Here is a 26,621-nt window from a genome sequence, read left to right as displayed (position 1 = left end):
TCGGATCGTCAGCATCGGCGCGTTCGAGCACTTCGGGCACGAGCGCTACGACGCGTTCTTCACCGCCGGCACCGGTGGTAGCGGCGGCAATACCCTGGCTACCGTCGGCAGCTCCAGCGTCTCCGGTACGGGCGGCACCGGTGGGGCGGGCGGCAGTGGCACCGGCGGTGGTGGCGGCGGCGGCAGCATCGCCAATACCGCTGACGGCACCGGCAACGGTGACCCCGGGGACAGCGGCGCCCTCGGCGGGGCAGGCGGTGACGGCGCCAACAATGACACCTTCGGCAACGACGGAGGTGCCGGCGCAGGCACCGGCGTCGGCGGTTCCCCGGGCAGGGGCAAGAACGGCATCGGCGACGGCAGCGCTGGCCAGAACGCCTGACAGACACCCGCGGTCCGGTCGACCGCTGAACGACTGCCCTCCGAACCTGTGACACGCTTTACGTGCCCTCGGCCGATAGGAGCGTGTCGCGATCAGCAAGCTCGGGTTCTGGAGCATCGTCATGCTCGGGATCAATGCGGTCATCGGAGCCGGGATCTTCCTGACCCCCGGGGCGGTGATCAGGCTCGCCGGACCGTTGGCACCCCTCGCCTACGTCCTGGCCGGTCTCTTTGCGGGCATCATGGCGCTCGTCTTTGCCACCGCCGCGCGCTACGTCAGGACCAACGGCGCCTCCTACGCCTACACGACCGCGGCATTCGGCCAGCGGATCGGCATCTATGTCGGCGTGACCCACGCCATCGTCGCCTCCATCGCCTGGGGGGTGCTGGCTTCACTATTCGTTTCAACCCTGCTCAAAGTCGTCTTCCCGCAACGACATTGGTATCAGGACAGCAACCTGTTCAGTGTGAAGACGCTGACCTTCCTGCTGTTCATCGCGGTGCTCCTGGTGATCAACCTGTTCGGTAACCGAGTGATCAAGTGGGCCAACGGAATCTCCACCGCCGGAAAGATCTTCGCGCTCACAGTCTTCATCGCCGGCGGGATGTGGGTCATCGCGACACAGCACGTGGACAACTACGACACTGCGAGCTCCCCCGGTGTCTACCAACCCGCGCCGTACGCCTTGTTCGGTTTCATCGAAATCGGCCAGAACACGTTGACGGGTGTGGTGCTGGCTACGATGGCCGCGCTCTACGCGTTCACCGGGTTCGAGTCGATCGCCAACGCCGCCGAGGAGATGGACGAACCGGACCGCAATCTGCCCCGGGCGATCCCGCTGTCGATCCTGGCCGTCGGCACCGTCTACGTCCTCGCCGTAACCGTCGCGATGCTGTTGGGCTCCGACAAGATCGTCGCGTCCACGGGCACGGTGAAACTGGCCGCCGCGATCGGCAACGACGCCTTCCGCAGCATCGTCATCGTGGGTGCCCTGGTGTCAATGTTCGGCATCAACGTGGCGGCGTCATTCGGGGCGCCACGGTTGTGGACCGCACTGTCGGACACCCACACCCTGCCCGCCCGGCTGTCCCGCAAGAACCGGTTCGGGGTGCCGATGATAGCTTTCGCCATCACCGCGGCATTGGCGCTGGCTTTTCCGCTGGCGCTGCGCTTCGACAACGAGACGCTGACCGGTCTGGCGGTGATCGCCCGGTTCATCCAGTTCATCATCGTGCCCTTTGCCCTGATCGCACTGGCTCGCGACAAAACCGGCGCACACGCAGCGGTGAGACGAAATGCGTTCACCGACAGGGTGTTACCGGTCGCGGCCGTGGTGATCTCGGTGGCGCTGGCGGTGTCTTTCGATTACCGGACGTTGGTTCTGCGCCCGCACGGCGGCCCCAACTACTTCTCCATCGTGCTGATCGTCGTCACCTTCGTCGTGGTGCCGGCGATTGCCTACGTGCACTACTACCGCACCACCGACCGCTAAACGACGTACTCCACTTCGCCATCGTCAAGCACCAGCCGCGGCCCCTGACCCTCCGCGCCGGACGCCTCGGTGCGGAACACCGCCTTGCCCGGCTCGGTCTTCCAGATCAGCGTCGTCAGCGTCTCGCCGGGAAACACCGGTTTGGTGAACCGCGCCGCGATCGAGGTGATGTTGGCGGCGACGCCCTGACCCAGCTCGGCCACCAGTGCGCGGCCCGTCACGCCGTAAGTGCACAGCCCGTGCAGGATTGGGCGGGGAAATCCGGCCAGGTTGGTGGCGAACCAGGGATCGCTGTGCAGCGGATTACGGTCGCCGGACAGCCGGTAGATCAGGGCCTGATCCTCGCGGGTGGGAAGCTCGACGCGAACGTCCGGCTCGCGGTCGGGGAACTCCGGCGCGACCGGCCGCTCCCCCTTCTCACCCCCGAAGCCGCCCTCACCGCGGATGACGAGCGTGGTCAGCGTCTCGGCGATCAGCGTCCCGCTATCGGGATCGGTGCCTTTGCCGCGCAGCATCAGGATGGCGTTCTTGCCCTCGCCTTTGTCCTGAATGTCGACCACCTCCGACACCACGGACAGCGTGCCGGCCGGTGGCAGCGGCGCATGCAGCCGGACGGTCTGGGATCCGTGCAGCAACATCGCCCAGTTGAACGTTCCGACTTTGCCGGCCGCCCCGAAAGCAGGGCAGCAGATCACCGCGTAGGTGGGCAGCACCTGCTGCGGAATGTCGTGGCTGTTCTCGGTGGTGAACGACAGATCCTCGAGTCCGGCGCCGACTCCGAGCGCGTACAGCAGCGTGTCCCGGTCGGTCCACTCGAACAGCTGGGGCTTGGTTACCGCGCCGACGGCACTCGGATCAATCGCCATGCGAGTCTCCTCTTAGATTTCAATTCCGCAATTTCGGTGAAGTAACCATCGCAAACCCTTCCCACCGAAGGTGTCGGCAGGGCAGGCTATCGCCATGGTGAAGCGCGCATTGATCCGAAGGGCATCCCAACTCGTCGCTGTGGCCGCCGCCGCGGTACTCCTCGGCGCCTGCAGCAGCAGCCCGCAGGCACGTAGCATCACCATCACCTTCATCCGCAACGCCCAAACCCAGGCCAATGCCGACGGCATCATCGACACCGCGGTGCCCGGTCCCAGCCTCACCGCCGACGGCAAAGGGCAGGCCCAGCAGCTCGCCCACCAGGTCGGACACACCGAGTTCGACGCGCTGTACTCCTCGCCCATGGCCGCCGACCAGCAAACCGCCGGACCGCTGGCCACCGAGGTCGGCCGCCAGGTGGCGATCGAGCAGGGCCTGCAGTCCATCGACGCCGGTTGGTACAACGGCAAACCCGAGTCGATGGCGAACTCGACCTACATGCTGGCCCCGGTCCGCTGGGTGGACGGGGACGTGGACACCAGCATCCCGGGCTCGGTGAGTGGCAGCGATTTCAACTCGCGGTTCAGCGGCGCCATCCGCAAGATCTACGACAGTGGCCACAACAAGCCGGCGGTGTTCTCCCAGGGCACGGCGATCATGGTGTGGACGCTGATGAACGTCAAGAATCCCAAGCTGAGCCTGCTCAACAGCCACCCGCTGCCCAACGTCGGACGGGTGGTCATCACCGGCAACCCGGTCACCGGCTGGACGCTGGTGGACTGGGACGGGGTGCGCAGCTTCAACTGAGCTGACCGCGCGTCACGGTTGACGGGGGCGGTCGCATGCCGCCACGATGGGCTGCATGCGGTATGTCGTTACCGGCGGTACCGGGTTTATTGGCCGCCGAGTCGTAGCCCGTCTGCTGGACCATCAGCCCGATGCCCAGGTGTGGGTCCTGGTCCGCCGCCAGTCGCTGGGCCGTTTCGAGCGCCTCGCACTGGACTGGGACGACGAGCGGGTGAAACCCCTGGTCGGCGCGTTGCCTGAGCTCGATCTGACCGAGCGGGTGATCGCCGAACTCGGGCATGTCGACCACCTGGTGCACTGCGCGGCGCTCTACGACATCACCGCCGGTGAGGCCGAGCAGCGCACGGCCAATGTGGAGGGCACCCGCGCTGTCATCGCCCTGGCACTCAGACTCGGCGCCACTTTCCACCACGTCTCCTCCATCGCGGTGGCCGGCGACTTCCGGGGTGAGTACACCGAAGACGACTTCGACGTGGGCCAGGGACTGCCGACGCCATATCACCGGACGAAGTTCGAGGCCGAGGCGCTGGTCCGGGACACCCCGGGCCTGCGCTACCGCATCTACCGTCCGGCCGTGGTCGTCGGCGATTCGCGCACCGGCGAGATGGACAAGATCGACGGGCCCTACTACTTCTTCGGTGTGCTGGCCAAGCTCGCTGTGCTGCCGTCGTTCACGCCGATGATGCTGCCGGACACCGGACGCACCAACATCGTCCCGGTCGACTACGTGGCCGACGCGCTGGTGGCGCTCATGCATGCCGACGGCTCGGCTTCGCTAGACGGGCGGACGTTCCACCTGACAGCTCCTAGCACCGTCGGCCTGCGCGGCATCTACCGCGGCATCGCGCGGGCCGCCGGGCTGCCTGCGCTGCGCGGCACGCTGCCCCGTTCGATGGCCACCTCGGTGCTCAAGGTGAGCGGACGCGCCAAGGTGCTGCGCAACATGGCCGCCACCCAGTTGGGCGTGCCCGCCGAGGTGCTCGACGTGATCGACCTGGCCCCCACCTTCGTCAGCGACGAGACGCAGAAGGCGTTGCGCGGCAGCGGCATCGGTGTTCCGGAGTTCGCGAGCTACGCGCCCAAGTTATGGCGGTACTGGGCTGAACATCTGGATCCCGACCGCGCCCGCCGCGACGATAACGAGGGCCCGCTGGTGGGCCGGCACGTCATCATCACCGGCGCGTCCAGCGGCATCGGCCGCGCCTCGGCGCTGGCCGTGGCGCGGCGCGGCGCCACCGTCTTCGCGCTGGCCCGCAACGGCGAGGCTCTCGACGAACTGGTCGAGGAGATCCGCGCGAACGGCGGCCAGGCCTACCCATTCACCTGCGACATCACCGATTCGGCATCGGTGGAGCACACCGTCAAAGACATCCTGGGCCGCTTCGATCACGTCGACTACCTGGTGAACAACGCCGGCCGGTCGATCCGCCGCTCGGTGGTCAACTCCACCGACCGACTGCACGACTACGAGCGCGTGATGGCCGTCAACTACTTCGGTGCGGTGCGGATGGTGCTCGCCCTGCTGCCGCACTGGCGGGAGCGCCGGTTCGGTCACGTCGTCAACGTCTCCAGCGCCGGTGTGCAGGCCCGCAACCCGAAGTACAGCTCGTACCTGCCCACCAAGGCGGCGCTGGACGCGTTCGCCGACGTCGTCTCCACCGAGACCCTGTCCGACCACATCACCTTCACCACCATCCACATGCCCCTGGTCGCCACCCCGATGATCGCGCCGTCGAAGCGGCTCAACCCGGTGCCGGCGATCAGCGCCGAACGCGCGGCGGCGATGGTGGTGCGCGGCCTGGTGGACAAGCCGGTGCGCATCGACACGCCGATGGGCACCCTGGCCGAGGCCGGTCACCAGTTCGCGCCCAGGCTGTCCCGCCGCATTCTGCACCAGCTCTATCTCGGATATCCCGACTCGGCCGCTGCCCGTGGGGTCACCGAGCCCACCGAACCCATTGACCCACAACCCCGTCGGCCCAAGCGCCCGGTTCGCGCCGTGCCACGGGTGGCGGTGCCCAAGCCGGTCAAGCAGATGGTGCGACTGGTACCCGGCCTGCACTGGTAAATCCAGGCCACCTCCACGTTTAGCGGCGTACGACCGCGGTATTCCCGCGACGTGGGCCCAACTCAAACTCAGCGCACCGACCCGGTGGCCGTCGCCGCGCACGACCTCACCACCAGTGGTGTGGCGGTGCTTCACTCCTTCGACCTGACCCGCACCCTGGGCATGCATCGAGAGGACTGGGTGCGCTTCGGGCGCCACTGGGACGACTTGGCGCCGGACCCTTATGCCGCCGAACTGGGCATCCAGCGGCTGCGCAGGTACGGGCGGTTCGCGGTGGGCACGCAGGTGCGCCCGCTACCCGCCGAAGAGTTCGTGCAACCCGAAAGCAGCAATCCGCTCTACATCGGCCGCGACCGCGTATTCGAGCCGCTGACCACGGCTTTCGCCGAAGATCCGCTGCTGCACGAATTGCTGTACCTGCTGAGCCGGCTCGCGGCGGTCCTGGACGAAGCCCCGCAGTGGGATGTCAAGGTGCACCCGTTCCGCACCCAATCCACCGGTGGCAACGGCCATCCGACGCCCGAGGGCATGCACCGCGACGGGGTAATGGTGGTCAGTTCGCTGCTGATCGGGCGGCGCAACGCGCTCGGTGGTGAGAGCACCGTGTGCGACGCCGATGGTCGGCAGTTGCTGGCGACCACGCTGGACGAGCCCGGCACGTTGCTGGTGAACGACGACCGGCGCACCCTGCACGGCGTGTCACCGATCCGGCCCATCGACGGCTCGGGCCCGGCCCAGCGTGACGTGCTGGTGATTACGTTCGCTTCTCACAGGTGAACTGGTCGACGTCGATGTAGCCCAAACGGAACATCTCGGCACAGCCGGTGAGGTACTTGATGTAGCGCTCGTAGACTTCCTCGGACTGCAGGGCGATGGCCTGGTCTTTGTGGGCAGCGAGGGCGTCCGACCAGATGTCGAGAGTCTTGGCGTAGTGCGGCTGCAGCGACTGCACCCGGGTGATGTTGAATCCGTTCGCGGTGGCCCGCTCCTGCACCATCGGGATCGACGGCAACCGTCCGCCCGGAAAGATCTCGGTGACAATGAATTTGACGAATCGGGCGAACTCGAAGGTCAGCGGCAGGCCCCGCTCCTTCATCTCCAGCGGGTGCAGCCCGGTGATGGTGTGCAACAGCATGATTCCGTCGTCTGGCAGCAGGCGGTGGGCGAGGGTGAAGAACGCGTCGTAGCGCTCGTGCCCGAAGTGCTCGAACGCGCCGATGCTGACGATCCGATCGACCGGCTCGTCGAACTGCTCCCAGCCTTGCAGCAGAACACGTTTGGTGCGGGGGCTGTCGGATTTCGCGAACAGCTGCTCGACGTGATTGGCCTGGTTCTTGCTCAAGGTGAGGCCGATGACGTTGACGTCGTAGCGCTCCACCGCGCGCATCATGGTGGCGCCCCAACCGCAGCCGACGTCGAGCAGGGTCATGCCCGGTCGCAGACCGAGTTTGCCCAGCGCCAGATCGATCTTGGCGATCTGCGCCTCTTCCAGGGTCATGTCATCGCGCTCGAAGTACGCACAGCTGTAGGTCTGGGTGGGATCCAGGAACAGCCGGAAAAACTCGTCGGACAGGTCGTAATGGGCTTGCACGTCGTCGAAGTGCGGCGTCAGATCATCGGGCATCCGCACAGCGTATCGTGGCGCCGATGAGCGCCGTGTTCGCCGACGTCGACACCGGCATCGACGACGCGCTTGCCCTGATCTATTTGCTGGCCAGCGGCGCCGATCTGGTCGGTATCGCCTCGACGGGCGGCAACATCGCGGTGGACCAGGTGTGCGCGAACAACCTCGGCCTGCTCGATCTGTGCCGGGCGGGCACCATCCCCGTCTCCCGCGGGGCCGACCGGCCACTGAGTGGCCGCTGCCCCGAGCGCGGAAACATACACGGCCCCAACGGTTTAGGATATGCGGAGCTGCCACGCAGCCGTCGGCGGCTCACCGAACACGATGCCGCGACGGCCTGGGTGCGCGCGGCGCGTGCCCATCCCGGCGAGCTCGTCGGTCTGGCGACAGCGCCATTGACCAACCTGGCACTGGCGCTGCGCATTGAGCCGGCACTGCCGATGCTGCTGGGGCAACTGGTGATCATGGGCGGGTCCTTCGACGGCCAGGCGGCGGCGGAATGGAACGTCAGGATGGACCCGCAAGCGGCGGCCGAGGTGTTTGCGGCGTGGGCGGGCCAACCGCGCCAGCCCGTCGTCTGCGGCCTGGAATTGACACGCACGGTCGTCATGACCCCGGACATGCTGGACGGCATGGCGGGGCCGTCACCGGTTATCCGGTTCATCGTCGACGCGATGCGGTTCTACTTCGAGGCGAATCGCGACCGTGGCCTGGGATACCTGGCCCATCTGCACGACCCGCTGGCCGCCGCCGTGGCGCTGGACCCCCTGCTGATCACGACCCGGCCGGCCATGGTGGAGGTCGACGTGTCGGGCCACCCCGGGACGACCACCGCGGATTGGTCTGGTGCGCGAAGGCCGAATGCGCAGATAGGCGTTGAGGTCGACGCGGCGGTGTTTTTCGGCCGGTTCACCCAGCGCGTGGAAGGGTTCGCCGGCCGACTGAGCTGAGCAGCGCCGGCGGAAGCCCTCCTTGGGCGCGGGCCCGTGCCCGTGGGTGGGCCGGTAAACTCGAGTGCAAGACCGAAAGTCAAGATCAAACCGGTGAAATCATACCGACCGTATGGCACATGCGTCCCAAAAAATTCCGTTGAACGGTTGCGCAATTGGTCTGTCACCCCCTAATTTATAAGCACGGTGAGATTCAGATCACGTCTGGGGCGACAAAGCAACGACGCGTCGGTCACAACTTGGTCTGCACCGCGGGGAGGCGGTCGCATAACGCGGCCGGATAGTTAAGGGGAACACTTCGTGACAGGAACACGCCCGGCCGCTCGGCGGCTGAACCTTGTCGCCGTCAGCAACGCCCACCATGCCGAAGATGGTGGGGAACGGGCCTGGGTATCACAAGGCCTATGCAGGACAAAGGACCCGGACGAGCTGTTCGTGAGCGGGGCGGCGCAGCGTCAAGCGGCAGCCATCTGCCGGCACTGCCCGGTGCTGCGCGAATGCGGCGCGGACGCGCTCGACAACAAGGTCGAATTCGGCGTGTGGGGCGGCATGACCGAACGGCAGCGCAGGGCCCTGCTCAAGGAGCACCCCGACGTGGTGTCGTGGTCGACCTTCTTGAACAAGCGCAAGTCCCGCTCGGCCGTCTAGGCCGCGGCTCCGCTCGTCATTACTTTTCTGTTACAACGCCGAGGTTCAATGGGTGCCTGGTTGGCGAATCCCGCTCTACCGCAACGGATTTGTCGAATCAGACGGGCACGCCGGAGCGGCCGGGTTTTTACCCAGCGCAAAATCTCGGGCCTTTCCGCTGGTCAGTGCCGTATTCACTCGTAGATACCTTCCATGAACCACCTCCTCTGCCGGTAGCACAGCAGAAACGCCCGTTCGCTTTCCAACAGCACCTGGGCACGAGCGACGCGACTACCTCTTTGACCGGCCTCGGGCCGGTCATCCCACCACCGCTCGTCGACGGGCCAGGGTCCGGCCCACCAGCGCAGCCGGTCGTCTGACCCCCGCACAGCCAGGCGGGCAGGCTCGGCGGAGAACACTCCCCTGCTGGTCACCCGAATCGGATTTCCTTGAGCATCAAGCAATTCCACCGGGTCGTCGACCAGAACCGCCGGCGAGGGGTCCGGCAGTTGGCCGGGCCACGGCTGGGCGGGATCGGCCCCCGGCACCGCTTCATCCCCCAACGGGGTCAAGGTGATCCGCTCGAGCGGCCCCCGACCGCCGGACAGCACCGGCACCTGCACCGCCTCCGGACCCAGCAGTCCCTGAACCCGCACCAGGGCCCGTCGGGCCCGGAGCCTGTCCTCCTCACCAAGACCACCCCACAGCGGTAGCTGCAACGCCCCGGCCGAGACCACTTCCACGGCCTGCAACCGCAACAGCGTCACCGGCGCGTCCAAAGGGTGCCCTCGTGAGACCCGGTGACTCAGCCACCCGTCGAGTTGCCAACGCACCCGGTCGGCGGTGGCGTCTTCGGTCAACGGTTCAGCGCACCGCCACACCCGGCTCAGCTCTTCACCGCTGGCGGTAACAGCGTGAATGGCCAGCCGGGTGCACCCCACTCCAGCGGCCAGCAGCGACTGGTGCAGCGTGGCGGCCAGCGAGCGCCCGGCGAATGCCGCAGCGTCGACCCGGTCGATCGGAGGATCACAGTCCAGCACGGCGGCCAGTTCCGGTGGCGGTTCACGCCCGGAGGGCCCGCGTTCCGATTCGCCCCGAGCGAACCGGTGCGCAGTCACCGCGTCCGCTCCGAACCGGGAAGCGACGTCGACGCGGGACAGCGCGGCGAATTGTCCGATGGTACGAATCCCCATCCGCCACAACAGGTCTGCCAGCTCATCCCGACCTGGGCCGGACAGGCTCGGCTCGGTGGCGAGCTGGCGGATCGACAGCGCCGACAAGAACCGCGCGTCCCCTCCCGGCTCCACCACGCGGCCCGCACGCGCGGCGAAGACCGCAGTGGACAAACCGTCGGCGATGCCGACCTGACACTCGGCACCGGCCGCGGCCACCGCGTCGATCAGTCGCTCAGCCGCCTGCTGTTCAGATCCGAAGAACCGTGCTGCGCCGCGCACCGGCAACACCAGAAGGCCGGGCCGCAGCACCTCGGGGCGGGGCACCAGATCCTCCACCGCGGCGATCACCCCTTCGAAGAAGCGGGCGTCGCGGTCCACGTCGGCGGCCGCGATGTGCAGTTCCGGGCACCGCGCCGCCGCCTCCCGGCGCCGCAGCCCGCGCCGCACCCCGGCCGCCCGGGCCGTCGCCGAGCAGGCGATCACCCGATTCGCCACGGTGACCGCGACCGGATCCGTCGCGGACTGCCCTGCGGCCGCCGCCGCCGCGACTGCGGGCCAGTCCATGCACCAGATCGCCAACACCCGAGAAGCCATCAGAGTCAACCGGTTCGCGCTCGATCGATCGACCGCCCACACCGGCTGATCTGCAACCGGACTCCACTGATGCGCCCGATCCCGGGGGGCGTCCCACCCCCGGTAGACGGAGTCAGCTCATAGCCACAGACCCGGGCCTGCAGTCGCGTCGACGCCCCTTCCCAGTCCCCGTCGGTGACCAGCACCGTGCAACCCTTTTGACGGGCGCGGGCCACCACCGCCCGCGCCCGGGTCCGCGTCACCCGACGGCCGCCCAGGCCGAGGACCACCAGATCCATGCCGTCGATGAGCACCGCGGCCACCTCCACCGGATCGTTTCCGGGGTCCGGCACCACCGCAATCCGGCTCAGGTCCGCCCCCATTTCCACCGCGGCCAGCAACCCGATATCCGGCTGGCCGACAATGACCGCATTGCCCCCACCGGCCGTCACCGTGGCCACCATGCGAAGCACCAGCGACCGCGCTCCCGAGAGCACCGCCACCGTCCCGCGCGGCAGCAGCGCCGGACCCGCCGGCACCAGATCCTCGGCGGGGGCGGTATCCTTCCCGGACAACGCGGCGATTTTCTGGCGTAGCTGTTTAAGCTGCTCAGAGCGGTTTTCCCGATGCTGAGGGGAGGCAAAAGCCGCGGTCATGACCAGCCTCCCAACCAGATGCTTTCGAAAGTATGTTCGATTCGATTCGAGTAAACACCCACCCCCCGACAGCGTCAAGGCGCGGGTGGGGGCGCCGAGTTCATGGCCGCCGCCACGCCCTGGTGCTGATGTGGCTGCTGATAGCCGGTAGCACTGCTGTGACGCCTGTTTCAGCAAACGCCGACCCGTGCCACCCGGCCGAGCTGTTCGCCACCGACAGCAGCGACCAGGGCGGACTCGACGAGCTCGAGCTGTTCGAGCTTCAGGCGACAGCGACGCTCGCGCTCAACGGTGCACCGGTCACGGGTTCGGCTCTGCTCGACGGGGTGTTCTGGTCTGACGAGCGGCAGCAGGTCGCCGTCGAACGGGCACGCCAGTTCCATCTGTGCGTCGTCGACGAACCCGCCCTGGGTGCCGCCGCCGAGGCACTGCGCCGCCAGTTCGACCAACAAGCGGTGCTGACCTTCGACTACCTGACCGACGATGCGCGCGACTCCCAAGCAGCCATCATCGCGGTGCCCGGCATCGATTTCGCCCGCTTCCGCGACGCGTTCGTCGCCGATGAAGCCGCACACCATCGGCTGCTGGGTGGATCTGTCACCGCAACCGAACCCACCCTGATCCTGGTCGCGGCCAACGAAGATCTGGACATCGCCCACCGGCTCGTCGACGCGTCGGGCGGTGACTGGGCAACCGCAACAATCACCTACGGCGACCGAGAGATCGTCCGCTAGGGGCTAGTTGGCCGCGACCCCGGTCGGCACCGGGTAGGCGTCCGGGATCGGCGCTCCCGGCATGAATCTCTGGAACAGAGAGGTGGCGATCGCCGCGACCTCATCGCTGAGTGGGTACATGTGGCGGTATTGCAGCACCTGCTTGCCGATCAGCCCCAGCCGCTCCTGGAAGGTCGGCACCCGAGCGGGATCCAGCAGCGGATTGTTGAACGGCGGACGGTCGGCACGCTGGAATTCGAACGCGGCACTGATCCGCGGCGCCGCTCCCAGCCGGCTGCCCCGCCCGCCCCAGTGCAGCACCGCCTGGTTCCAGGCCAGCAGCGAACCGGCCGTCGCCGGCAGCGCCCGGATGTCCTGCAGGTTGTAGACGACGGTGTTGTTCTCGCCGTCCCAGCGGCGTTGCCGGAACCGGTCGTCGAGGTGCGCGGGCAGCATGTACATGCACCCGTTGAGCGGGGTGGCGTCGGTGAACGGCAGCCAGACCGTCAGCGTGTGGGGTGAGTTGTCGGGATCGAGGGTCGGGATCACCCGGTCGCGGTGCGGGCCCCAGCCCAGCGCGTTCTCGTTGGGGTTGACGTGCCAGACCCAGAAGTCGGGCAGCGCCCGATAATCCTCGCCCAGCACCGACGTCAGGAAACTCGAAAGACCTTGGAACGCAAGCCATAACTCGTCATAGACGAACGCGAACGCCAACGGGATGCCGCGCTGGAACAGCGTCGACACGGCGTAGCGGATCGGGGCGACCGTCGTTTCCGGCAAGGCGCCGGGTACCTGGACGTAACCTTCGCGCTTCAGATTGGCCAGCAGCGACGTGACCTCACCGACCGCGGCCGGTCGGGCGTACCCGCCGGCTTCGATCGACATTCCCGGGCACAGCTCCCCCCAGAATTCGCGACGCTCCGCGTGAGCAGCGGAAAGGCTACCGATCATCGCGACATCGTATCCTGGGTCAGCGGCGTTCGGGGCCGATCAGAATCACTCCCATTCGATGGTGCCGGGGGGTTTGCTGGTGACGTCCAGCACCACCCGGTTGACCTCGCGGACCTCGTTGGTGATGCGGGTCGAAATGCGCTCCAGCACCTCATAGGGCACCCGGGTCCAGTCGGCGGTCATGGCGTCCTCGCTGGAGACCGGGCGCAACACGACCGGGTGCCCGTAGGTACGCCCGTCGCCCTGCACGCCCACCGACCGGATGTCGGCCAGCAGCACCACCGGGCATTGCCAGATCTGATTGTCCAGTCCGGCGGCCGTCAGCTCTTCCCGCGCAATCAGGTCCGCGCGACGCAACGTGTCCAGCCGTGCCGCGGTGACCTCTCCGACGATTCGGATGCCCAGCCCGGGACCCGGGAACGGCTGGCGTGCAACGATTTCCTCCGGCAGGCCCAGCTCCCGCCCGACCGCGCGCACCTCGTCTTTGAACAACAGGCGCAGCGGCTCGACGAGTTTGAACTTGAGGTCGTCGGGCAGACCGCCCACGTTGTGGTGGCTCTTGATGTTGGCGGTGCCGCTGCCGCCGCCGGACTCCACCACGTCCGGGTACAGCGTCCCCTGCACCAGGAAGTCAATCTGGCTGCCGTGCAAGACATCCCGCACCGCGCCCTCGAATGCCCGGATGAACTGCCGGCCGATGATCTTGCGCTTGCCCTCGGGATTGCTGACGCCCGAGAGCGCCTCGAGGAAGGTCTGCGCGGCGTCGACGGTGACCAGATTGGCTCCGGTGGCTGCGACGAAATCGCGCTCCACCTGGGCGCGCTCACCGGCGCGCAACAGACCGTGGTCGACGAAGACGCAAGTCAACTTCTCGCCGATGGCGCGCTGCACCAGCGCGGCGGCCACCGCCGAGTCCACGCCACCGGACAGGCCGCAAATGGCCTGACCGTCGCCGATCTGCTCGCGCACCTGCTCGATCAGCGCGTTGGCGATGTTGGCCGGGGTCCACTCCGCGCCGATCCCGGCGAACTCGTGCAGGAACCGGCTGAGCACCTGTTGTCCGTGCGGGGTGTGCATCACCTCGGGGTGGTACTGCACGCCGGCCAGGCCGCGCTCACGAGCTTCGAAAGCGGCCACCGCCGCCCCCGCGCTGCTGGCCACCACCTCGAATCCTTCCGGCGCCGCGGTGACCGCGTCGCCGTGGCTCATCCACACCGGCTGCACCCCCGGAAGGTCTGAATGCAATTCGCCGCCAAGGACTTTCAGTTCAGTGCGGCCGTACTCGCTGGTTCCGGTGTGCGCGACGGTGCCGCCCAATGCCTGGGCCATCGCCTGGAATCCGTAGCAGATGCCGAACACCGGCAGACCAAGGTCGAACAACGCCGGATCCAGTTGCGGGGCGCCGTCGGCGTAGACACTGGCCGGCCCACCCGAGAGCACCAGTGCCAACGGGTTCCGGGCCCGGATCTCCTCGACCGACGTGGTGTGCGGAACCACCTCCGAGAACACCCGCGCTTCCCGGACCCGGCGGGCAATCAACTGGGCGTACTGGGCACCGAAGTCGACCACCAACACGGGCCGCGGCGAGGCTGATTCCACGGGCACCGAGTTTAGCCATCTGACGGGTTCCGCGGTTGTCAACCTTGGTTGACGGAAATCGCGACCGCTCCTATAGTCCGTTAGGTCGTCCACTTTAGTTGACAGTTCTCCGGATGGGCAGGTGCTCAAAATGGATTTTGTGGTGGCGCCACCTGAGGTCACTTCCGCACTCATCGCGCACGGGCCGGGATCCGGTTCCCTGCTGGCTGCGGCAACGGCGTGGGAGGCGTTGGAAGAAGACCTGACTGCCACGGCGCACGGATTCTCATCGGTGGTGTCGAACCTCGCCCAAGTCTGGCAGGGCGTCCCGGCGACAGCCATGGCTGAACTGGCGTTCTCATACAGCAGCTGGCTGAGGGACGCGGCAACGGCCGCCGCGCACGCCGCCGGTCAAGCGACCGCCGCGGCAGCGGCCTACGACGCGGCGCGGGCAGCTACCGTGCCACTGGAAGCGTTGGCGGGCAATCGAACTCAGCTGTTTTCCCTGGTGGCCTCAAACCTCCTGGGACTCAATGCGCCGGCGATCGCCGCCACCGAGGCCGACTACGAGCAAATGTGGGCCACGGATGTGGCGGCCATGTCGGACTATTACGCTGGCGCCTCGGCCGCGGTCGCCCAGCTCACACCGTGGCGGCCGGCACCGGCGGCGCCGGCCGCATCGTCCGACGTCACTCTGGTGATCGGTGGCAGCGGATTCCCGTTGCCTTCCCAGAGTTATGTGAACACCGTGCTGGCCGAGTACGTCACGCCCCATTTCCCGGCTTTCACCGTCGCCAATGCTCAGGCGCTGCTGACACCCGCGCAGTCCTACTGGATCACCGGCATCAAGACGCTGACCGAGGAGGCCTCCTGGGCCCAGGGGCTGACGATTCTCGACAACGCCATCCATACTCAATTGGCGTCGGGTAATCACGTTGTCGTGCAAGGGTTTTCGCAGGGCGCCGGGATTGCGTCGCTGGAAATGGCCCGACTCAAAGCCGCCGGCGTGCCCACCGATGCGGTGAGCTTCTCCCTGGTCGGGAACCCGATGAACCCCAACGGTGGGCTGTATTCGCGCTTCGACGGACTCACCCTGCCCAGCATGGGCAAGGCGTTCCCCGGGTCCACGCCGGCCAATGATTACCCGACCGTCGTGTACACGATCGAATACGACGGCTTCGCCGACTTCCCGCGGTATCCACTCAACATTGTGGCCGACGTCAACGCCATGCTCGGCGCGCTCTACGTGCACCCGCTGTATCCGACCCTCACGTCCGAACAGGTCGCCACCGCCGTCCAATTGCCCACCGAGGGACCGACGATGACGACCTACTACATGATTCCCACCCAGAACTTGCCGCTGCTCGAGCCGTTACGGACGTCGTTTCTGGGCAACACGATCGCCGATCTGATTCAGCCCAACCTGAAGGTGATCGTGAACCTGGGCTACGGCGACCCCGACTACGGCTATTCGACCGCGCCGGCCAACATTCCCACCCCGTTTGGGCTGTTCCCGGACGTCAGCCCAGTCCGGGTGGTCAACGCCCTGGTCAACGGAACCCAGCAAGGCATCAGCGACGCGGGCGCCGATTTGAGAGCCTGGCATCCACCGTCGCAACCGACCATGCCGAGCCTCCCCCACCTGACCCTGCCGGCATTCTCGCCGCTGTCGGTCGATGGCGTCATCGACGGCCTGCAGACGGCGAACACCAAGCTCGTCACCGCCGCTACCCGCGCCACGGCAACGGCTTACGCGACGCTGCTTCCGACCGCGGACACCCTGACCGCCATCGCCGTCTCACTGCCGTCCTACGACATCAACCTGTTCCTGGACGGCATCAGGCAAGTCGTCGAGGGGGATCCAGCGGGCATCGTCAACGCAATCGGCTACCCGATCGCTGCCGACATCGGACTGCTCACCTTCCTGAGCTTCTTCCTCGCCTACGCCTACTACGGCGCCGCCAAGTCGATCGTCGCCGACTTCACCGCGCTGCTATAGCCCCTCGGCGCGCAGGCACAGCCACGCGGCATCGGCGCAGACCGCCGCGTCCTGCGCGTCCGGTGGGTCGGCCAGCACACCGAGCAGCCAGGCCCAGACCAACTCCTGAGCCGAACCCACCCAGAGCCGGCTGCGGCGAAACGATGTCTACTTTGATCGTCGCCGTTGCAGTTGCTGACCGCGGCCGGGAACCTGACGCCGCGTCAATTTCGGTCCGCTTACGTCGAATCGACCCAGCCTCGTCGGACCGGTGTCCGGCGGTATGATCGCCGGAGCAGGCGACGGATCGAGCAGGGGCTATAAGGGTGCGGGTCACGGGCAGAATTGTGCGGTTTGACGGGGTGCGCGGTTATGGGTTCATCACCCCAGATATTGGCGGCGAAGACGTGTTTTTGCACGTCAACGACCTGGAGGTGGAGAAAAACCGCGTAGTGCGGGGCGCCCGGGTGTCTTTTGAGATTGATGAGGGAAATCGCGGGAAATTCGCGCGGGAAGTACGTTTGTCGAATGTGTCCGCGCCCGTCGACGACGATCCGTCGGTGGCCGGCGACGAATATTTCGACGTGCTTTCGCCCGAAGAATTCCGCCAGACAATTACCGAGAAGTTATTGCACATAACTCCAGCACTGAATGCTCAGCAGATCCTCGCGGTGCGGAGCAGCTTTGAAGAGGTGGCCCGCAAACACGGCTTAGTGGATTCATAGTTTGCCCCCGGCGCCTCACCGGGCATGTGGAGAGGTGTTGCCAACTACATCACCAACTACATGGAAGCGGGGTTGAGCCAGTGGCATCTGTGCTCGGTCTGCCAGAGCAAGTGCGCGCCTGCCTGTTCGACCTCGACGGTGTGCTCACCGACACCGCGAGCGTCCACACCAAGGCGTGGAAGGAGATGTTCGACGCTTTCCTGAGACAGCGCGCAGAGCAGACGGGTGAAGCCTTCGTCCCCTTCGATCCGGCCGCCGACTACCGCCAGTACGTCGATGGCAAGAAACGCGAAGACGGCGTCCGGTCATTCCTGCACAGCCGGGGCATCGATCTGCCCGACGGCGGCCCCGACGATCCGCCCGATGCTGACACCGTGCATGGCTTGGGAACCCGGAAAAACGATGCCTTTCAAGCGGTTCTGCACAAAGACGGTGTCGAGGTGTTCGACGGGTCGCGCCGGTACCTGGAGGCGGTAGAGGCGGCGGGGCTCAAGGTCGCGGTCGTGTCCTCGAGCGCCAACACCCGCGACGTGCTCGCGATCACCGGCTTGGACCGATTCGTCCAGCAGCGGGTAGACGGGGTGACCCTGCGCGAGGAGAACATCGCCGGCAAGCCGGCCCCGGACTCCTACCTGCGCGGCGCGCAGTTGCTCGACGTCGAGCCGGGTGCCGCCGCGGTGTTCGAGGACGCAATCTCCGGCGTACAGGCCGGCCGGGCCGGTAATTTCGGACTGGTGGTGGGTGTCGACCGAGTCGGTCAGGCTGACGAACTGCGCGACAACGGCGCCGACGTGGTGGTGACCGATCTCGCCGAACTGCTCGGTGAGGATGACGGGGGAACGACATGATTTCCCAGGAAGCGTTTCCGGTTGAGCCTTGGCAGATTCGCGAAACCCGACTCAATCTGAATTTACTGGCCCAGTCCGAGTCGCTGTTCGCATTGTCCAACGGGCACATCGGATTACGCGGCAACCTCGACGAAGGTGAACCCTACGGACTGCCGGGCACCTACCTGAACTCGTTCTACGAGATCCGGCCACTGCCCTACGCCGAAGCCGGTTACGGATATCCCGAGGCCGGACAGACCGTCGTCGACGTCACCAACGGCAAGATCATCCGGTTGATGGTCGACGACGAGCCGTTCGACGTCCGCTACGGCGAATTGCTGGACCACGAGCGGATTCTCGACTTCCGAGCCGGAACGCTCACCCGCTGCGCGCACTGGCGCTCGCCCACCGGCAAGCAGGTCAAGGTGACTTCCACTCGACTGGTGTCGCTGGTGCACCGCAGCGTCGCGGCCATCGAGTACGTGGTCGAGGCCATCGACGACTTCTCCCGGGTCACCGTGCAATCCGAACTGGTCACCAACGAGGACCAGCCGCAGACTTCCGACGACCCCCGCGTCTCAGCCATCCTGGAGAACCCGCTGGAGGCCGTAGATCACGAAATCACCGAGGGCAGAGCGCTTCTCATGCACCGCACCCGCAGCAGCGCGCTGATGATGGCCGCTGCGATGGACCACGAGGTCGAGGTCCCGGGCCGGTGCGAGATCAGCACCGACGTCCGCGCCGACCTGGCCCGGACCACGGTCATCTGCGGCCTGCGGCCCGGGCAGAAGCTGCGCATCGTCAAGTACCTGGCCTACGGCTGGTCGAGCCTGCGCTCCCGTCCCGGACTGCGGGATCAGGCCGCCGCGGCCCTGTCCAGCGCCCGCTACAGCGGCTGGCAGGGTCTGCTCGACGGACAGCGCGCCTACCTGGACCTGTTCTGGGACGCGGCCGACGTGGAAGTCGAGGGCGATCCGGAAAGCCAGCAGGCGGTGCGATTCGGGATGTTCCACCTGCTGCAGGCCAGCGCCCGCGCCGAGCGCCGGGCCATTCCCAGCAAGGGCCTCACTGGGACCGGCTACGACGGCCACGCGTTCTGGGACACCGAGGGTTTCGTGTTGCCGGTGCTCACCTACACGGTGCCGCACGCGGTCGCCGACGCCCTGCGCTGGCGCGCCTCGACGCTGGACCTGGCCAAGGAACGGGCCGCCGAGCTGGGCCTGGACGGCGCGGCCTTCCCGTGGCGCACCATCCGCGGCCAGGAGTGCTCGGCGTACTGGCCGGCCGGCACCGCCGGCTGGCACATCAACGCCGACATCGCGATGGCCTTCGAGCGCTATCGCATCGTCACCGGCGACGATTCTCTGGAAGAGGAGTGCGGCCTGCCGGTGCTGATCGAGACCGCCCGGCTGTGGATGTCGCTGGGGCACCACGACCGGCACGGCGTCTGGCATCTGGACGGGGTGACCGGCCCCGACGAGTACACCGCGATCGTCCGGGACAACGTCTTCACCAACCTGATGGCAGCCAATAACCTGCGCACCGCCGCCGAGGCCGCCAAGCGTCATCCCGACAAGGCCGGGGCGCTGGGCGTCACCACCGAGGAGATGGCCGCCTGGCGCGATGCGGCCAACGCCGCCCACATCCCCTACGACGAGGAACTGGGCGTCCACGAACAGTGCGAAGGATTCACCACGCTCGCCGAGTGGGACTTCCAGACCAACGCCACCTATCCCCTGCTGATGCACGAAGCCTACGTTCGGCTCTACCCCGCACAGGTGATCAAACAGGCCGACCTCGTTCTGGCGATGCAATGGCAGAGCCACGCGTTCACGCCCGAGCAGAAAGCCCGCAATGTCGACTACTACGAGCGGCGGACGGTCCGTGACTCGTCACTGTCGGCGTGCACCCAGGCGGTGATGTGCGCCGAGGTCGGCCACCTGGAGCTGGCCCACGACTACGCCTACGAGGCCGCCCTGATCGATCTGCGCGATCTGCACCGCAACACCCGCGACGGTCTGCATATGGCCTCGCTGGCCGGCGCGTGGACGGCGCTGGTCGCCGGCTTCGGCGGGTTGCGCGACGACGAGGGCATCTTGTCCATCGACCCGCAACTGCCCGACGGCATTTCGCGGCTGCGATTCCGGCTGCGGTGGCGTGGTTGTCGCGTGACAGTAGACGCCGACCACGAAAACGTCATCTACACCCTGCGTGACGGGCCCGGTGGCGAGCTGGTGATCCAGCATGCCGGCGAGGAACTCACCTTGAGCACCGAGGAGCCCACGACCATCGCGGTGCGCCGGCGCGAGGCGCTGCTGCCCGCACCGGTTCAGCCGCCGGGGCGGGAGCCGATTCACCGGCGGAGTCTGGCCAAAATGGTGCCGTCGACGTAGACGCGACGGGTGGCTTCCCCGGGCGGTCTTGTCTACGCATTCAACCTGAGCGCGGGTTTCGACGTGACAACGAGGAGAGGTAAGGCTAACCTCATCGCATTCGGTTGTCGTCCCTCGTCGCTGACCCACGGAGCCCTTGGCATTGACCTCTGCATTCATGAAGATCCGAACGTTCCACGGCTCGATGTTGGAACGGCCGTCGACACGTGCGTCACCGCACCGCTCCAGGGCCGTCGCCGACACAAGCGACTCCCGTACGCCCGAGATTCCCTTCATCCGGCCTAGCTTCCCCGGACCGGCGGAGCTGGCGGAAGACTTCCGGCGGATCGCGCACACCAACTGGTATACGAACTTCGGGCCGAAGGAACGCCAGTTCGCTCACGCTCTCGGCGAATACCTGGGTTCGGAGCTGCACGTGGCGACCCTCGCGAACGGCACGATGGCGCTGATCGCAGCGATACACGTCACTTTCGGTGCCGGCGACCGGGATCGCTACGTGCTGATGCCGTCGTTCACCTTCGTCGGCGTAGCCCAGGCTGCGCTGTGGAACGGGTACCGCCCGTGGTTGATCGACATCGACCCCGGCTCATGGCAGCCATGTGTCGAATCCGCCCGCACCGTTCTGGAACGCTCCCGCGACCGGATTGCAGGCATCGTCCTCACCAACGCTTTCGGGGTGGGCAACCCCCAGATCGGGGACTGGGAACAGCTTGCCGCCGAATGGGAGTTGCCCTTGGTCATCGACTCGGCAGCCGGATTCGGTTCTACGTACCCCGACGGCGATCGCGTCGGTGGCCGCGGGAGGTGCGAGATCTTCTCACTCCATGCGACCAAGCCGTTCGCGGTCGGCGAGGGTGGTGCTCTGGTCTCGCGCGATCCGCACCTGGTCGAGCAGACCTATCGGTTTGCCAACTTTGGGCTTGGAAGCTCACGCGAAGCCGGCCATTTCGGCATGAACGCCAAGCTCCAGGAGATCAACGCCGCCATCGGCCTGCGCCAATTGGTGGGCCTCGATGACCGTCTGGAAAGCCGCCGCGCGGTGCTCGGCAGCTACCGCGCCGGTCTGGCTGAGGAGGGGTTGCGATTTCAACCAAACGCCGATGCTTCGGCACTCTGCTTTGCGAGCGCCTGTTGCACGACACCCGACCACAAGACCGCCGTGCTTGCCAGCCTGCACCAGAACGCGGTCCGAGCGCGCGATTACTACAATCCACCTCAGCACCGCCATCCTTATTTCGTCGTAAACGACGAATTGCTCAAGACGGCTGATTTGCCTGTCACAGAAGACATTTGCTCTCGAATCGTCTCCCTGCCGGTGCACGACCACATGGCCTCAGGCGATGTCGCGCGGGTGGTAGCGGCGGTGCAGGAAGCGTAGCGGTGACCGCACAGCCGGCCACACCATGCGACTCCCCCAAGGTGAGCGTGGTGTCGATCACCTACAACCAAGAGAGCTTCATCCGGCAGGCGCTGGACGGCTTCGTCGCGCAGCGAACCAATTTTCCCGTCGAGGTCGTCATCGCCGACGACGCTTCCAGAGACGCCACCCCGGCGATCATCCGGGACTACGCCGCCCGCTACCCGCAGCTGTTTCGACCGATTTTCAGGTCGACGAATATCGGCGTGCACGCGAACTTCGTCGCGACCTTGTCGGCCGCCCGAGGTGAGTACCTCGCCCTGTGCGAGGGCGACGATTACTGGACCGATCCGCTCAAGCTGACCAAGCAGGTGGAATTCCTGGACCGGCATCCGCGCACGAGCCTGTGCTTCCACCCCGTGCGGGTCATCCACGACGGGGCGCCCGACGCGGAGTTTCCACCGGTCAGCTGGCGGCGCGATATGAGCCTGGAAGCGCTGCTGGCACGCAACTTCATCCAGACGAATTCGGTCGTCTACCGTCGCCAGCAGCGTTACGACGACATACCTGCCAACATCATGCCGATCGACTGGTACCTGCATGTGCGGCATGCGATCAACGGCGAGATCGCAATGTTGCCCGACACGATGGCGGTGTATCGCCGTCACCCACAAGGGATCTGGTATGAATCCGATCGCGACCGGCAAAAGTTCTGGCAGTCGCGCGGCTACGGGGTGGTGGCGACGCTCGAGGCGATGGTGGACCTGTTCCCCGGCGACCATGCGCGGGAAAGAATCATCGGCAAGGTGGCCGATTGGGTGCTCGGCGAGATCGCCAAGGTGCCGGGCCCCAAGGGCCGTGCGGCCCTGCTGAATTCGGTGGCCGACCATCCGCGGGTCACGATGCTCTCACTGCAGCACCGGTGGACGCAGACGCGCTGGCGACGGCTTGAACATCGGCTCTCCGGGGACGTCGCACGTGTACGCAGGCATGCCTACGTGTATTCGTCCCACCTCAAACATCGATTTGCGACGGCTTCTGCACGACGTAGAGAACCGAACCGGGATCAATAGCGTGCCGGGAGAATGCCTCCTGGCCGAAGCTTCGCCAGTCGAGCACGTCGATCTCGAAGCGGTGCTGACGAATTCGCGAACAGAGGGTGGCGCGGTCGTAGAGGCGCACGTGATCGCCTTGCGCGAACCGGCGCCAGCGCTCACGTTCGTCGGTCAGTGAGGGATCTTCGTCAAAACTGCCCTGCGGTGTTACCGGGGTCATGATGATGCCGCGGCCGCCGGGTACCAGGACTCGATAGAGCTCATCCAACGCACGGCCGTCATCTGTGACGTGCTCGAGCACGTGCGAGCAGATGAAGAAGTCGAGCGAATCGTTCTGGTAGTTCGGCATGTTCGTGATATCCACCACGTCGTCGACGCCCGACATCATCAGGTCGGCCGATCGGTAGTGGAAGTCATCTCGGCTCCGCAGATATGCAGACAGTGCTGGGGCAGGAGCGAATTCGACCACCCGACGTACCCCGTCGGGCGGCAGGAACCGGTCGACATAGAGCTTGTAGAGCCGGTCGCGGTCGCTGCAACCACACACCGGACACAAGTACCGGCGATGGTTCAACGTCTCGAAGTCGTCAAGTGCGTAAGGGAATTGGTACTGAGCCAGGGTTCGTCCCAAGGTTCGACTGATGCTCTTGAACCGGACCTTCTTATCGCAGAGATTGCAGCGACCCGGCCCGCGGAACATCGCGCTCCGGATGAATCGCTCGAGGCCCCAGGCGGTCATCCGGCCCGCTCAACCCGGCTCGGCTGCACCGATGAGACCAGGCCGGGCGCCAACGATTTCGCCAGTGAGCGAATGCGAGGTGCACTCTCGACGTGCCAGAAACGGATTCGGGCATTGAAATTGCCGCCGTTCAACGGCCCGATGACGAAGAATCCCGGGCTGGCCTCGAACTCATCGTTTACGACGACACCCCGGTTGGTCCGGTTGGGCCGGCAGAGTCCGTTCCGCAGACTGCTGGCGAGGAACGCCGCCGAAGACGTGTCCAGCTCTTCAAAACCGCCGCAATTGACCACTGCCGCGAATCGCCGGGGGTGTGTCTGCTCAATGCCATTTGCCCGGTAACACACCCGGGCAAAGGGCTCGCCGGAGGCGCACGGTTGCACTCCGAGTACCTCGCCGGCGACGATCGCCAACGTGCCTTCGGCGGCCAGCTCCGCTGCCGCCTGGCGGCAGTCGCGTCCCGCGCGACGGACCAACTTCGTGTAATCCATGCCATGCACGCAGAAAAACTCTTCGAGCTGCTCTGGATCCATCTTGCCGAACGCCTTAGCCATCAGCGCGCCGACGCCCTCGTACAGATCGGCCAGATTCAGCGACCGTTCTGCGGCCGTGCGCAGGTCGGCGCGGACGGCGGCCATCAGGTCGATTGCGAGTACAGTCTGCGTTTCGAGCAATGCAGTCAGGCACGGGAATTCGAACTCGGGCGACTCATCGCAGATCATGTAGGGCAACACCCCCGAACGCGAGATCACGGTGACGGTGTCGATCCGTTCGCGGATGGCCGGCTGGTGATACATCAGGTAGAGGACTTCGAGGGAAGTGGCGTTCGATCCCAACACCAGGACGTTGCGCTGTTCGCGCACCGGGACGCCGTCCAGGGCCTGACGTAACCGCTGCAGGTTGCTCTCACAATCGGGGCGGTAAAGATCGTTGATGTAGGCGAATGCGGGCTTGTGATCGCCATGCAGCATCGTCCTGGTCGGCGGGCTGCCGATAGCCGCGACCACCCGGTGTGCACGGATCTCCATGGGACCGCCGGGGACTGAGGGGCGCAAGCCGACGACGAAACACCCAGCTTTCGAATCCGCGCTCACGGCCTCGGCATGGATGGTCGCGATCTCGGCCAATCCGCGGTCGGCGAGGTCAGCCATGGCGTCGACCACTTGCTCCGCGATGAACATGCCGAACAGAAACCGCGGTAGGTAAAGCCCGCCCCACCGGTTGTGGTGCAGCGCATCGCGGTTGTCGTCAAGCCAGCGAGCCGCGGCCTCACCACCGTGCTCCCGCAGGAATGTCAACCAGTCGTCCTTGTGCCGCGCCAGCCAGGCACAGTAAGCGCCCTTCTCGGGTTCGCTGACGAACTCGTCGAGCTTTTGGATGGCGAGCGCGCGGATACTTGACCGGCGACCATATGCGATGCCGCACCAGAACTGCTCGTCACGCTCCACCACCGCGATGCGGAGCTTGGCGACTGGCGGCCGACGCAGCAGAATCGCGGCGATTTCCAGCAGAGTCATCGAGCAGGCGATCCCGCTTCCGACGAAAGCGATGTCGAATGGGGGTACGGGAACCACAGCGCTGTCGCGCAGCATGACCCGCCTCTCGAATCAGCGGGACGACACACCCGCACGCCGTGGAGTTAGGGCAGCCTAACATGCGGCCCCTGGGTGGCAGCCGGCGACTATTCCGGTTCGAGTACGACGCGGACGTACACCTTGCGACCCGACGAATCGACGAACCAGGCATTCCGGAACTCGTCGTGCGTCAATGCACGCAGACGGTTGAGGAAGTGCCCGAAGGTTCCCTGTTCGTCCAAGTCCAATTGCCGCAGCCGGTCGAAATCCTTCTTGAGGTTCAGATTGCCCTCCGTGGCCATCGGCTCGGCCCGATACGTCCGGTCACGAATCGCGGGGAAGTTTTCGAGCACCAACTCGCGCTCGATGGCCAGCAGCCTGATATACACGCTGCCCGAGGTGTCCCAGGAATCGATCGGACATTCCCGCTGCACAATGATGGGGCCGTGGTCCAGTTGATCGTCCATCTCATGAATCGTCACGCCGGCCTGTTGCCCGTTGATGATCGAGAAGACCTGCGGAAACCATCCACGGTTGTACGGGTTCAGACCTGGATGGACATTTACGCATCTGACCCCGTCGAGCAACGCCGCGGGAAAGATCTGCTTGCAGTGCAGTGAGAAAACCAGGTCATAACGCTGCACGATCTCGGCCACGCTGCCGTTGATGTCAAGCCGCGGCACGCCCGGCAGTTGGCCAAACCGCGACTGGTAGACCTCGATTTCGCCGTACCGCCTTTGCAGTTCGCCGGCGAGAGCATAAGTGTGGACGTTGTCGGTGAGGATCAGCGTCGTCATACCCGCCCTCGCACGGCCCTACCGTACGGCACGACCCACCCACTCCGGCGACCTGGCGCTGACGGCCACCCGTCTACTTGGCTATGACGGCAAAGTGGGCACCGGTGGCCCACGACGCTTCGAAGACCCCGAAAGGGACTACCTCGTCGCGGCCGTTGTCGACGCCGGGGTCGTTGAGGTGGACCACATTTGCGCCGGTGTCGATGCCGGTGACGACGACGAAGTGGTTTTCGTGGGTGCGGTCACCACCCTGGTTCCACAGAATCGGGCCGTTGACCGCGGCAAGCACTTTGCGGCCCGCGCCCAACTCCGGTGCCAGCGTCCCGATGGTGAACTGGCCCCTGACGGCCGGAATACCGTAGTGCCCCAATAGAACCGCTACGTCCCACGGGTCGGTGCCGTTGCCGTTGAAGATCGGTCCCGTCCCAGCCGAGTTGGGGGTATTCGCGGCCACCGCCTTGACCTCGTCCTCACTGGGTTGGTTGCCAGTGATCTCACCGACCACATCAGCCACCGCGACCTCTGCGCAGGCCATGTTGTCGTGCTGGCGGCGCCAGAATGGTGCTGCCGCTGCGGGGTTGCCGTACATCTGCCCGGCACCGCCGCCCGGATTAGCTTGCGCCGCAGCGGGAAGTGCTATTACTGATGCGGTAGCCAGCGTCAGCAGCGCACCCACCAGCCCCAACTGCTTTGATGCCTTTGTTGTCATGTGCACA

General features: G+C 66.1%; 24 protein-coding genes and 1 pseudogene. 14 read left to right on the top strand and 11 right to left on the bottom strand.

Annotated features, from left to right (window positions below; translation table 11 throughout):
- Positions 1 to 64 (top strand): annotated as a pseudogene (locus AWC08_RS37270) (class I SAM-dependent methyltransferase); the annotation flags it as partial.
- Positions 65 to 473: 409 nt separating this feature from the next.
- Positions 474 to 1,874: an APC family permease gene (locus tag AWC08_RS32915; protein ID WP_256101071.1), complete on the top strand. Its 1,401-nt coding sequence runs from the start codon at positions 474 to 476 to the stop codon at positions 1,872 to 1,874.
- Here AWC08_RS32915 and AWC08_RS32910 read toward each other — a convergent pair.
- The gene (locus AWC08_RS32910; RefSeq protein WP_069435619.1) at positions 1,871 to 2,740 is read right to left on the bottom strand and encodes a MaoC family dehydratase; all 870 of its coding nucleotides are present in this window, start codon (positions 2,738 to 2,740) and stop codon (positions 1,871 to 1,873) included. The two genes, AWC08_RS32915 and AWC08_RS32910, sit on opposite strands and share 4 nt — an antisense overlap.
- A gap of 94 nt (positions 2,741 to 2,834) precedes the next feature.
- Between AWC08_RS32910 and AWC08_RS32905 the strand changes: the two genes are divergently transcribed.
- Genes AWC08_RS32905 through AWC08_RS32895 form a run of 3 tightly spaced genes read left to right on the top strand, consistent with a single transcriptional unit; the run spans position 2,835 to position 6,390 of the window.
- Complete coding sequence (locus AWC08_RS32905) at positions 2,835 to 3,545, top strand: histidine phosphatase family protein (protein ID WP_065136961.1); 711 nt, start codon at positions 2,835 to 2,837, stop codon at positions 3,543 to 3,545.
- 55 nt (positions 3,546 to 3,600) lie between these two features.
- Complete coding sequence (locus AWC08_RS32900) at positions 3,601 to 5,613, top strand: SDR family oxidoreductase (RefSeq protein ID WP_085088762.1); 2,013 nt, start codon at positions 3,601 to 3,603, stop codon at positions 5,611 to 5,613.
- A 51-nt stretch (positions 5,614 to 5,664) separates the two neighbouring features.
- Positions 5,665 to 6,390 (top strand): 2OG-Fe dioxygenase family protein, encoded by a 726-nt coding sequence (locus AWC08_RS32895; protein WP_069435648.1) that lies wholly within the window; start codon positions 5,665 to 5,667, stop codon positions 6,388 to 6,390.
- Here AWC08_RS32895 and cmaA1 read toward each other — a convergent pair.
- Entirely contained in the window at positions 6,368 to 7,237 is an 870-nt protein-coding gene (gene cmaA1 / locus AWC08_RS32890) for a cyclopropane mycolic acid synthase CmaA1 (RefSeq protein WP_065136958.1), read from the bottom strand. The genes AWC08_RS32895 and cmaA1 overlap by 23 nt on opposite strands.
- A 23-nt stretch (positions 7,238 to 7,260) precedes the next feature.
- Between cmaA1 and AWC08_RS32885 the strand changes: the two genes are divergently transcribed.
- Positions 7,261 to 8,187, top strand: a complete 927-nt coding sequence (locus AWC08_RS32885; protein ID WP_085088759.1) for a nucleoside hydrolase — start codon at positions 7,261 to 7,263, stop codon at positions 8,185 to 8,187.
- 300 nt (positions 8,188 to 8,487) lie between these two features.
- Positions 8,488 to 8,835 (top strand): WhiB family transcriptional regulator, encoded by a 348-nt coding sequence (locus tag AWC08_RS32880; protein WP_065136956.1) that lies wholly within the window; start codon positions 8,488 to 8,490, stop codon positions 8,833 to 8,835.
- A gap of 173 nt (positions 8,836 to 9,008) precedes the next feature.
- On the opposite strand, the gene AWC08_RS32875 is transcribed toward AWC08_RS32880, so the two are convergent.
- Positions 9,009 to 10,586: a DNA polymerase Y family protein gene (locus tag AWC08_RS32875; protein ID WP_142283948.1), complete on the bottom strand. Its 1,578-nt coding sequence runs from the start codon at positions 10,584 to 10,586 to the stop codon at positions 9,009 to 9,011.
- A gap of 2 nt (positions 10,587 to 10,588) precedes the next feature.
- On the bottom strand, positions 10,589 to 11,218 hold the full coding sequence (locus tag AWC08_RS32870) for a hypothetical protein (protein WP_069434090.1): 630 nt from the start codon (positions 11,216 to 11,218) through the stop codon (positions 10,589 to 10,591).
- A gap of 158 nt (positions 11,219 to 11,376) precedes the next feature.
- Between AWC08_RS32870 and AWC08_RS32865 the strand changes: the two genes are divergently transcribed.
- On the top strand, positions 11,377 to 11,952 hold the full coding sequence (locus AWC08_RS32865) for a hypothetical protein (protein WP_197522007.1): 576 nt from the start codon (positions 11,377 to 11,379) through the stop codon (positions 11,950 to 11,952).
- Positions 11,953 to 11,955: 3 nt separating this feature from the next.
- On the opposite strand, the gene AWC08_RS32860 is transcribed toward AWC08_RS32865, so the two are convergent.
- Together AWC08_RS32860 and guaA are read right to left on the bottom strand one after the other, a co-directional pair.
- Positions 11,956 to 12,882 (bottom strand): phytanoyl-CoA dioxygenase family protein, encoded by a 927-nt coding sequence (locus AWC08_RS32860; protein WP_069434089.1) that lies wholly within the window; start codon positions 12,880 to 12,882, stop codon positions 11,956 to 11,958.
- A 45-nt stretch (positions 12,883 to 12,927) separates the two neighbouring features.
- Positions 12,928 to 14,481 (bottom strand): glutamine-hydrolyzing GMP synthase, encoded by a 1,554-nt coding sequence (gene guaA / locus AWC08_RS32855; RefSeq protein WP_069434097.1) that lies wholly within the window; start codon positions 14,479 to 14,481, stop codon positions 12,928 to 12,930.
- Between the two features lie 130 nt (positions 14,482 to 14,611).
- Here guaA and AWC08_RS32850 point away from each other — a divergent pair, with 130 nt between their 5' ends.
- Positions 14,612 to 16,459: a PPE family protein gene (locus tag AWC08_RS32850; RefSeq protein WP_069434088.1), complete on the top strand. Its 1,848-nt coding sequence runs from the start codon at positions 14,612 to 14,614 to the stop codon at positions 16,457 to 16,459.
- On the opposite strand, the gene AWC08_RS39315 is transcribed toward AWC08_RS32850, so the two are convergent.
- Entirely contained in the window at positions 16,454 to 16,579 is a 126-nt protein-coding gene (locus AWC08_RS39315; protein ID WP_264076410.1) for a hypothetical protein, read from the bottom strand. The genes AWC08_RS32850 and AWC08_RS39315 overlap by 6 nt on opposite strands.
- 185 nt (positions 16,580 to 16,764) lie before the next feature.
- Between AWC08_RS39315 and AWC08_RS32840 the strand changes: the two genes are divergently transcribed.
- The 5 genes from AWC08_RS32840 to AWC08_RS32820 all read left to right on the top strand — a co-directional run bounded on the left by AWC08_RS32840 (position 16,765) and on the right by AWC08_RS32820 (position 22,813).
- The gene (locus tag AWC08_RS32840) at positions 16,765 to 17,163 is read left to right on the top strand and encodes a cold shock domain-containing protein (protein WP_065136951.1); all 399 of its coding nucleotides are present in this window, start codon (positions 16,765 to 16,767) and stop codon (positions 17,161 to 17,163) included.
- Between the two features lie 89 nt (positions 17,164 to 17,252).
- Positions 17,253 to 18,011 (top strand): beta-phosphoglucomutase family hydrolase, encoded by a 759-nt coding sequence (locus tag AWC08_RS32835; RefSeq protein ID WP_069434087.1) that lies wholly within the window; start codon positions 17,253 to 17,255, stop codon positions 18,009 to 18,011.
- Positions 18,008 to 20,383: a glycoside hydrolase family 65 protein gene (locus AWC08_RS32830; RefSeq protein WP_085088756.1), complete on the top strand. Its 2,376-nt coding sequence runs from the start codon at positions 18,008 to 18,010 to the stop codon at positions 20,381 to 20,383. The genes AWC08_RS32835 and AWC08_RS32830 overlap by 4 nt, the downstream gene beginning before the upstream one ends.
- A 157-nt stretch (positions 20,384 to 20,540) precedes the next feature.
- Complete coding sequence (locus AWC08_RS32825; RefSeq protein ID WP_069435289.1) at positions 20,541 to 21,761, top strand: DegT/DnrJ/EryC1/StrS family aminotransferase; 1,221 nt, start codon at positions 20,541 to 20,543, stop codon at positions 21,759 to 21,761.
- 41 nt (positions 21,762 to 21,802) lie between these two features.
- Positions 21,803 to 22,813, top strand: a complete 1,011-nt coding sequence (locus tag AWC08_RS32820; RefSeq protein ID WP_069435294.1) for a glycosyltransferase — start codon at positions 21,803 to 21,805, stop codon at positions 22,811 to 22,813.
- Here AWC08_RS32820 and AWC08_RS32815 read toward each other — a convergent pair.
- The 4 genes from AWC08_RS32815 to AWC08_RS32800 all read right to left on the bottom strand — a co-directional run bounded on the left by AWC08_RS32815 (position 22,755) and on the right by AWC08_RS32800 (position 26,614).
- Entirely contained in the window at positions 22,755 to 23,534 is a 780-nt protein-coding gene (locus AWC08_RS32815; protein WP_083271408.1) for a methyltransferase domain-containing protein, read from the bottom strand. The two genes, AWC08_RS32820 and AWC08_RS32815, sit on opposite strands and share 59 nt — an antisense overlap.
- Positions 23,531 to 25,126 (bottom strand): FAD/NAD(P)-binding protein, encoded by a 1,596-nt coding sequence (locus AWC08_RS32810; RefSeq protein ID WP_069435290.1) that lies wholly within the window; start codon positions 25,124 to 25,126, stop codon positions 23,531 to 23,533. The genes AWC08_RS32815 and AWC08_RS32810 overlap by 4 nt, the downstream gene beginning before the upstream one ends.
- A gap of 89 nt (positions 25,127 to 25,215) precedes the next feature.
- On the bottom strand, positions 25,216 to 25,905 hold the full coding sequence (locus AWC08_RS32805; protein WP_069435291.1) for a dTDP-4-amino-4,6-dideoxyglucose formyltransferase: 690 nt from the start codon (positions 25,903 to 25,905) through the stop codon (positions 25,216 to 25,218).
- Between the two features lie 73 nt (positions 25,906 to 25,978).
- Complete coding sequence (locus AWC08_RS32800; RefSeq protein WP_069435292.1) at positions 25,979 to 26,614, bottom strand: C39 family peptidase; 636 nt, start codon at positions 26,612 to 26,614, stop codon at positions 25,979 to 25,981.
- Between the last annotated feature and the right edge of the window lie 7 nt (positions 26,615 to 26,621).

Origin of the sequence: Mycobacterium gordonae, from assembly GCF_002101675.1 — a bacterium.
Taxonomy (GTDB): Bacteria; Actinomycetota; Actinomycetes; order Mycobacteriales; family Mycobacteriaceae; genus Mycobacterium; species Mycobacterium gordonae.
The sequence above is the reverse complement of the archived record's forward strand: the minus strand, read 5'-3'. Positions and strand labels throughout refer to the sequence as shown.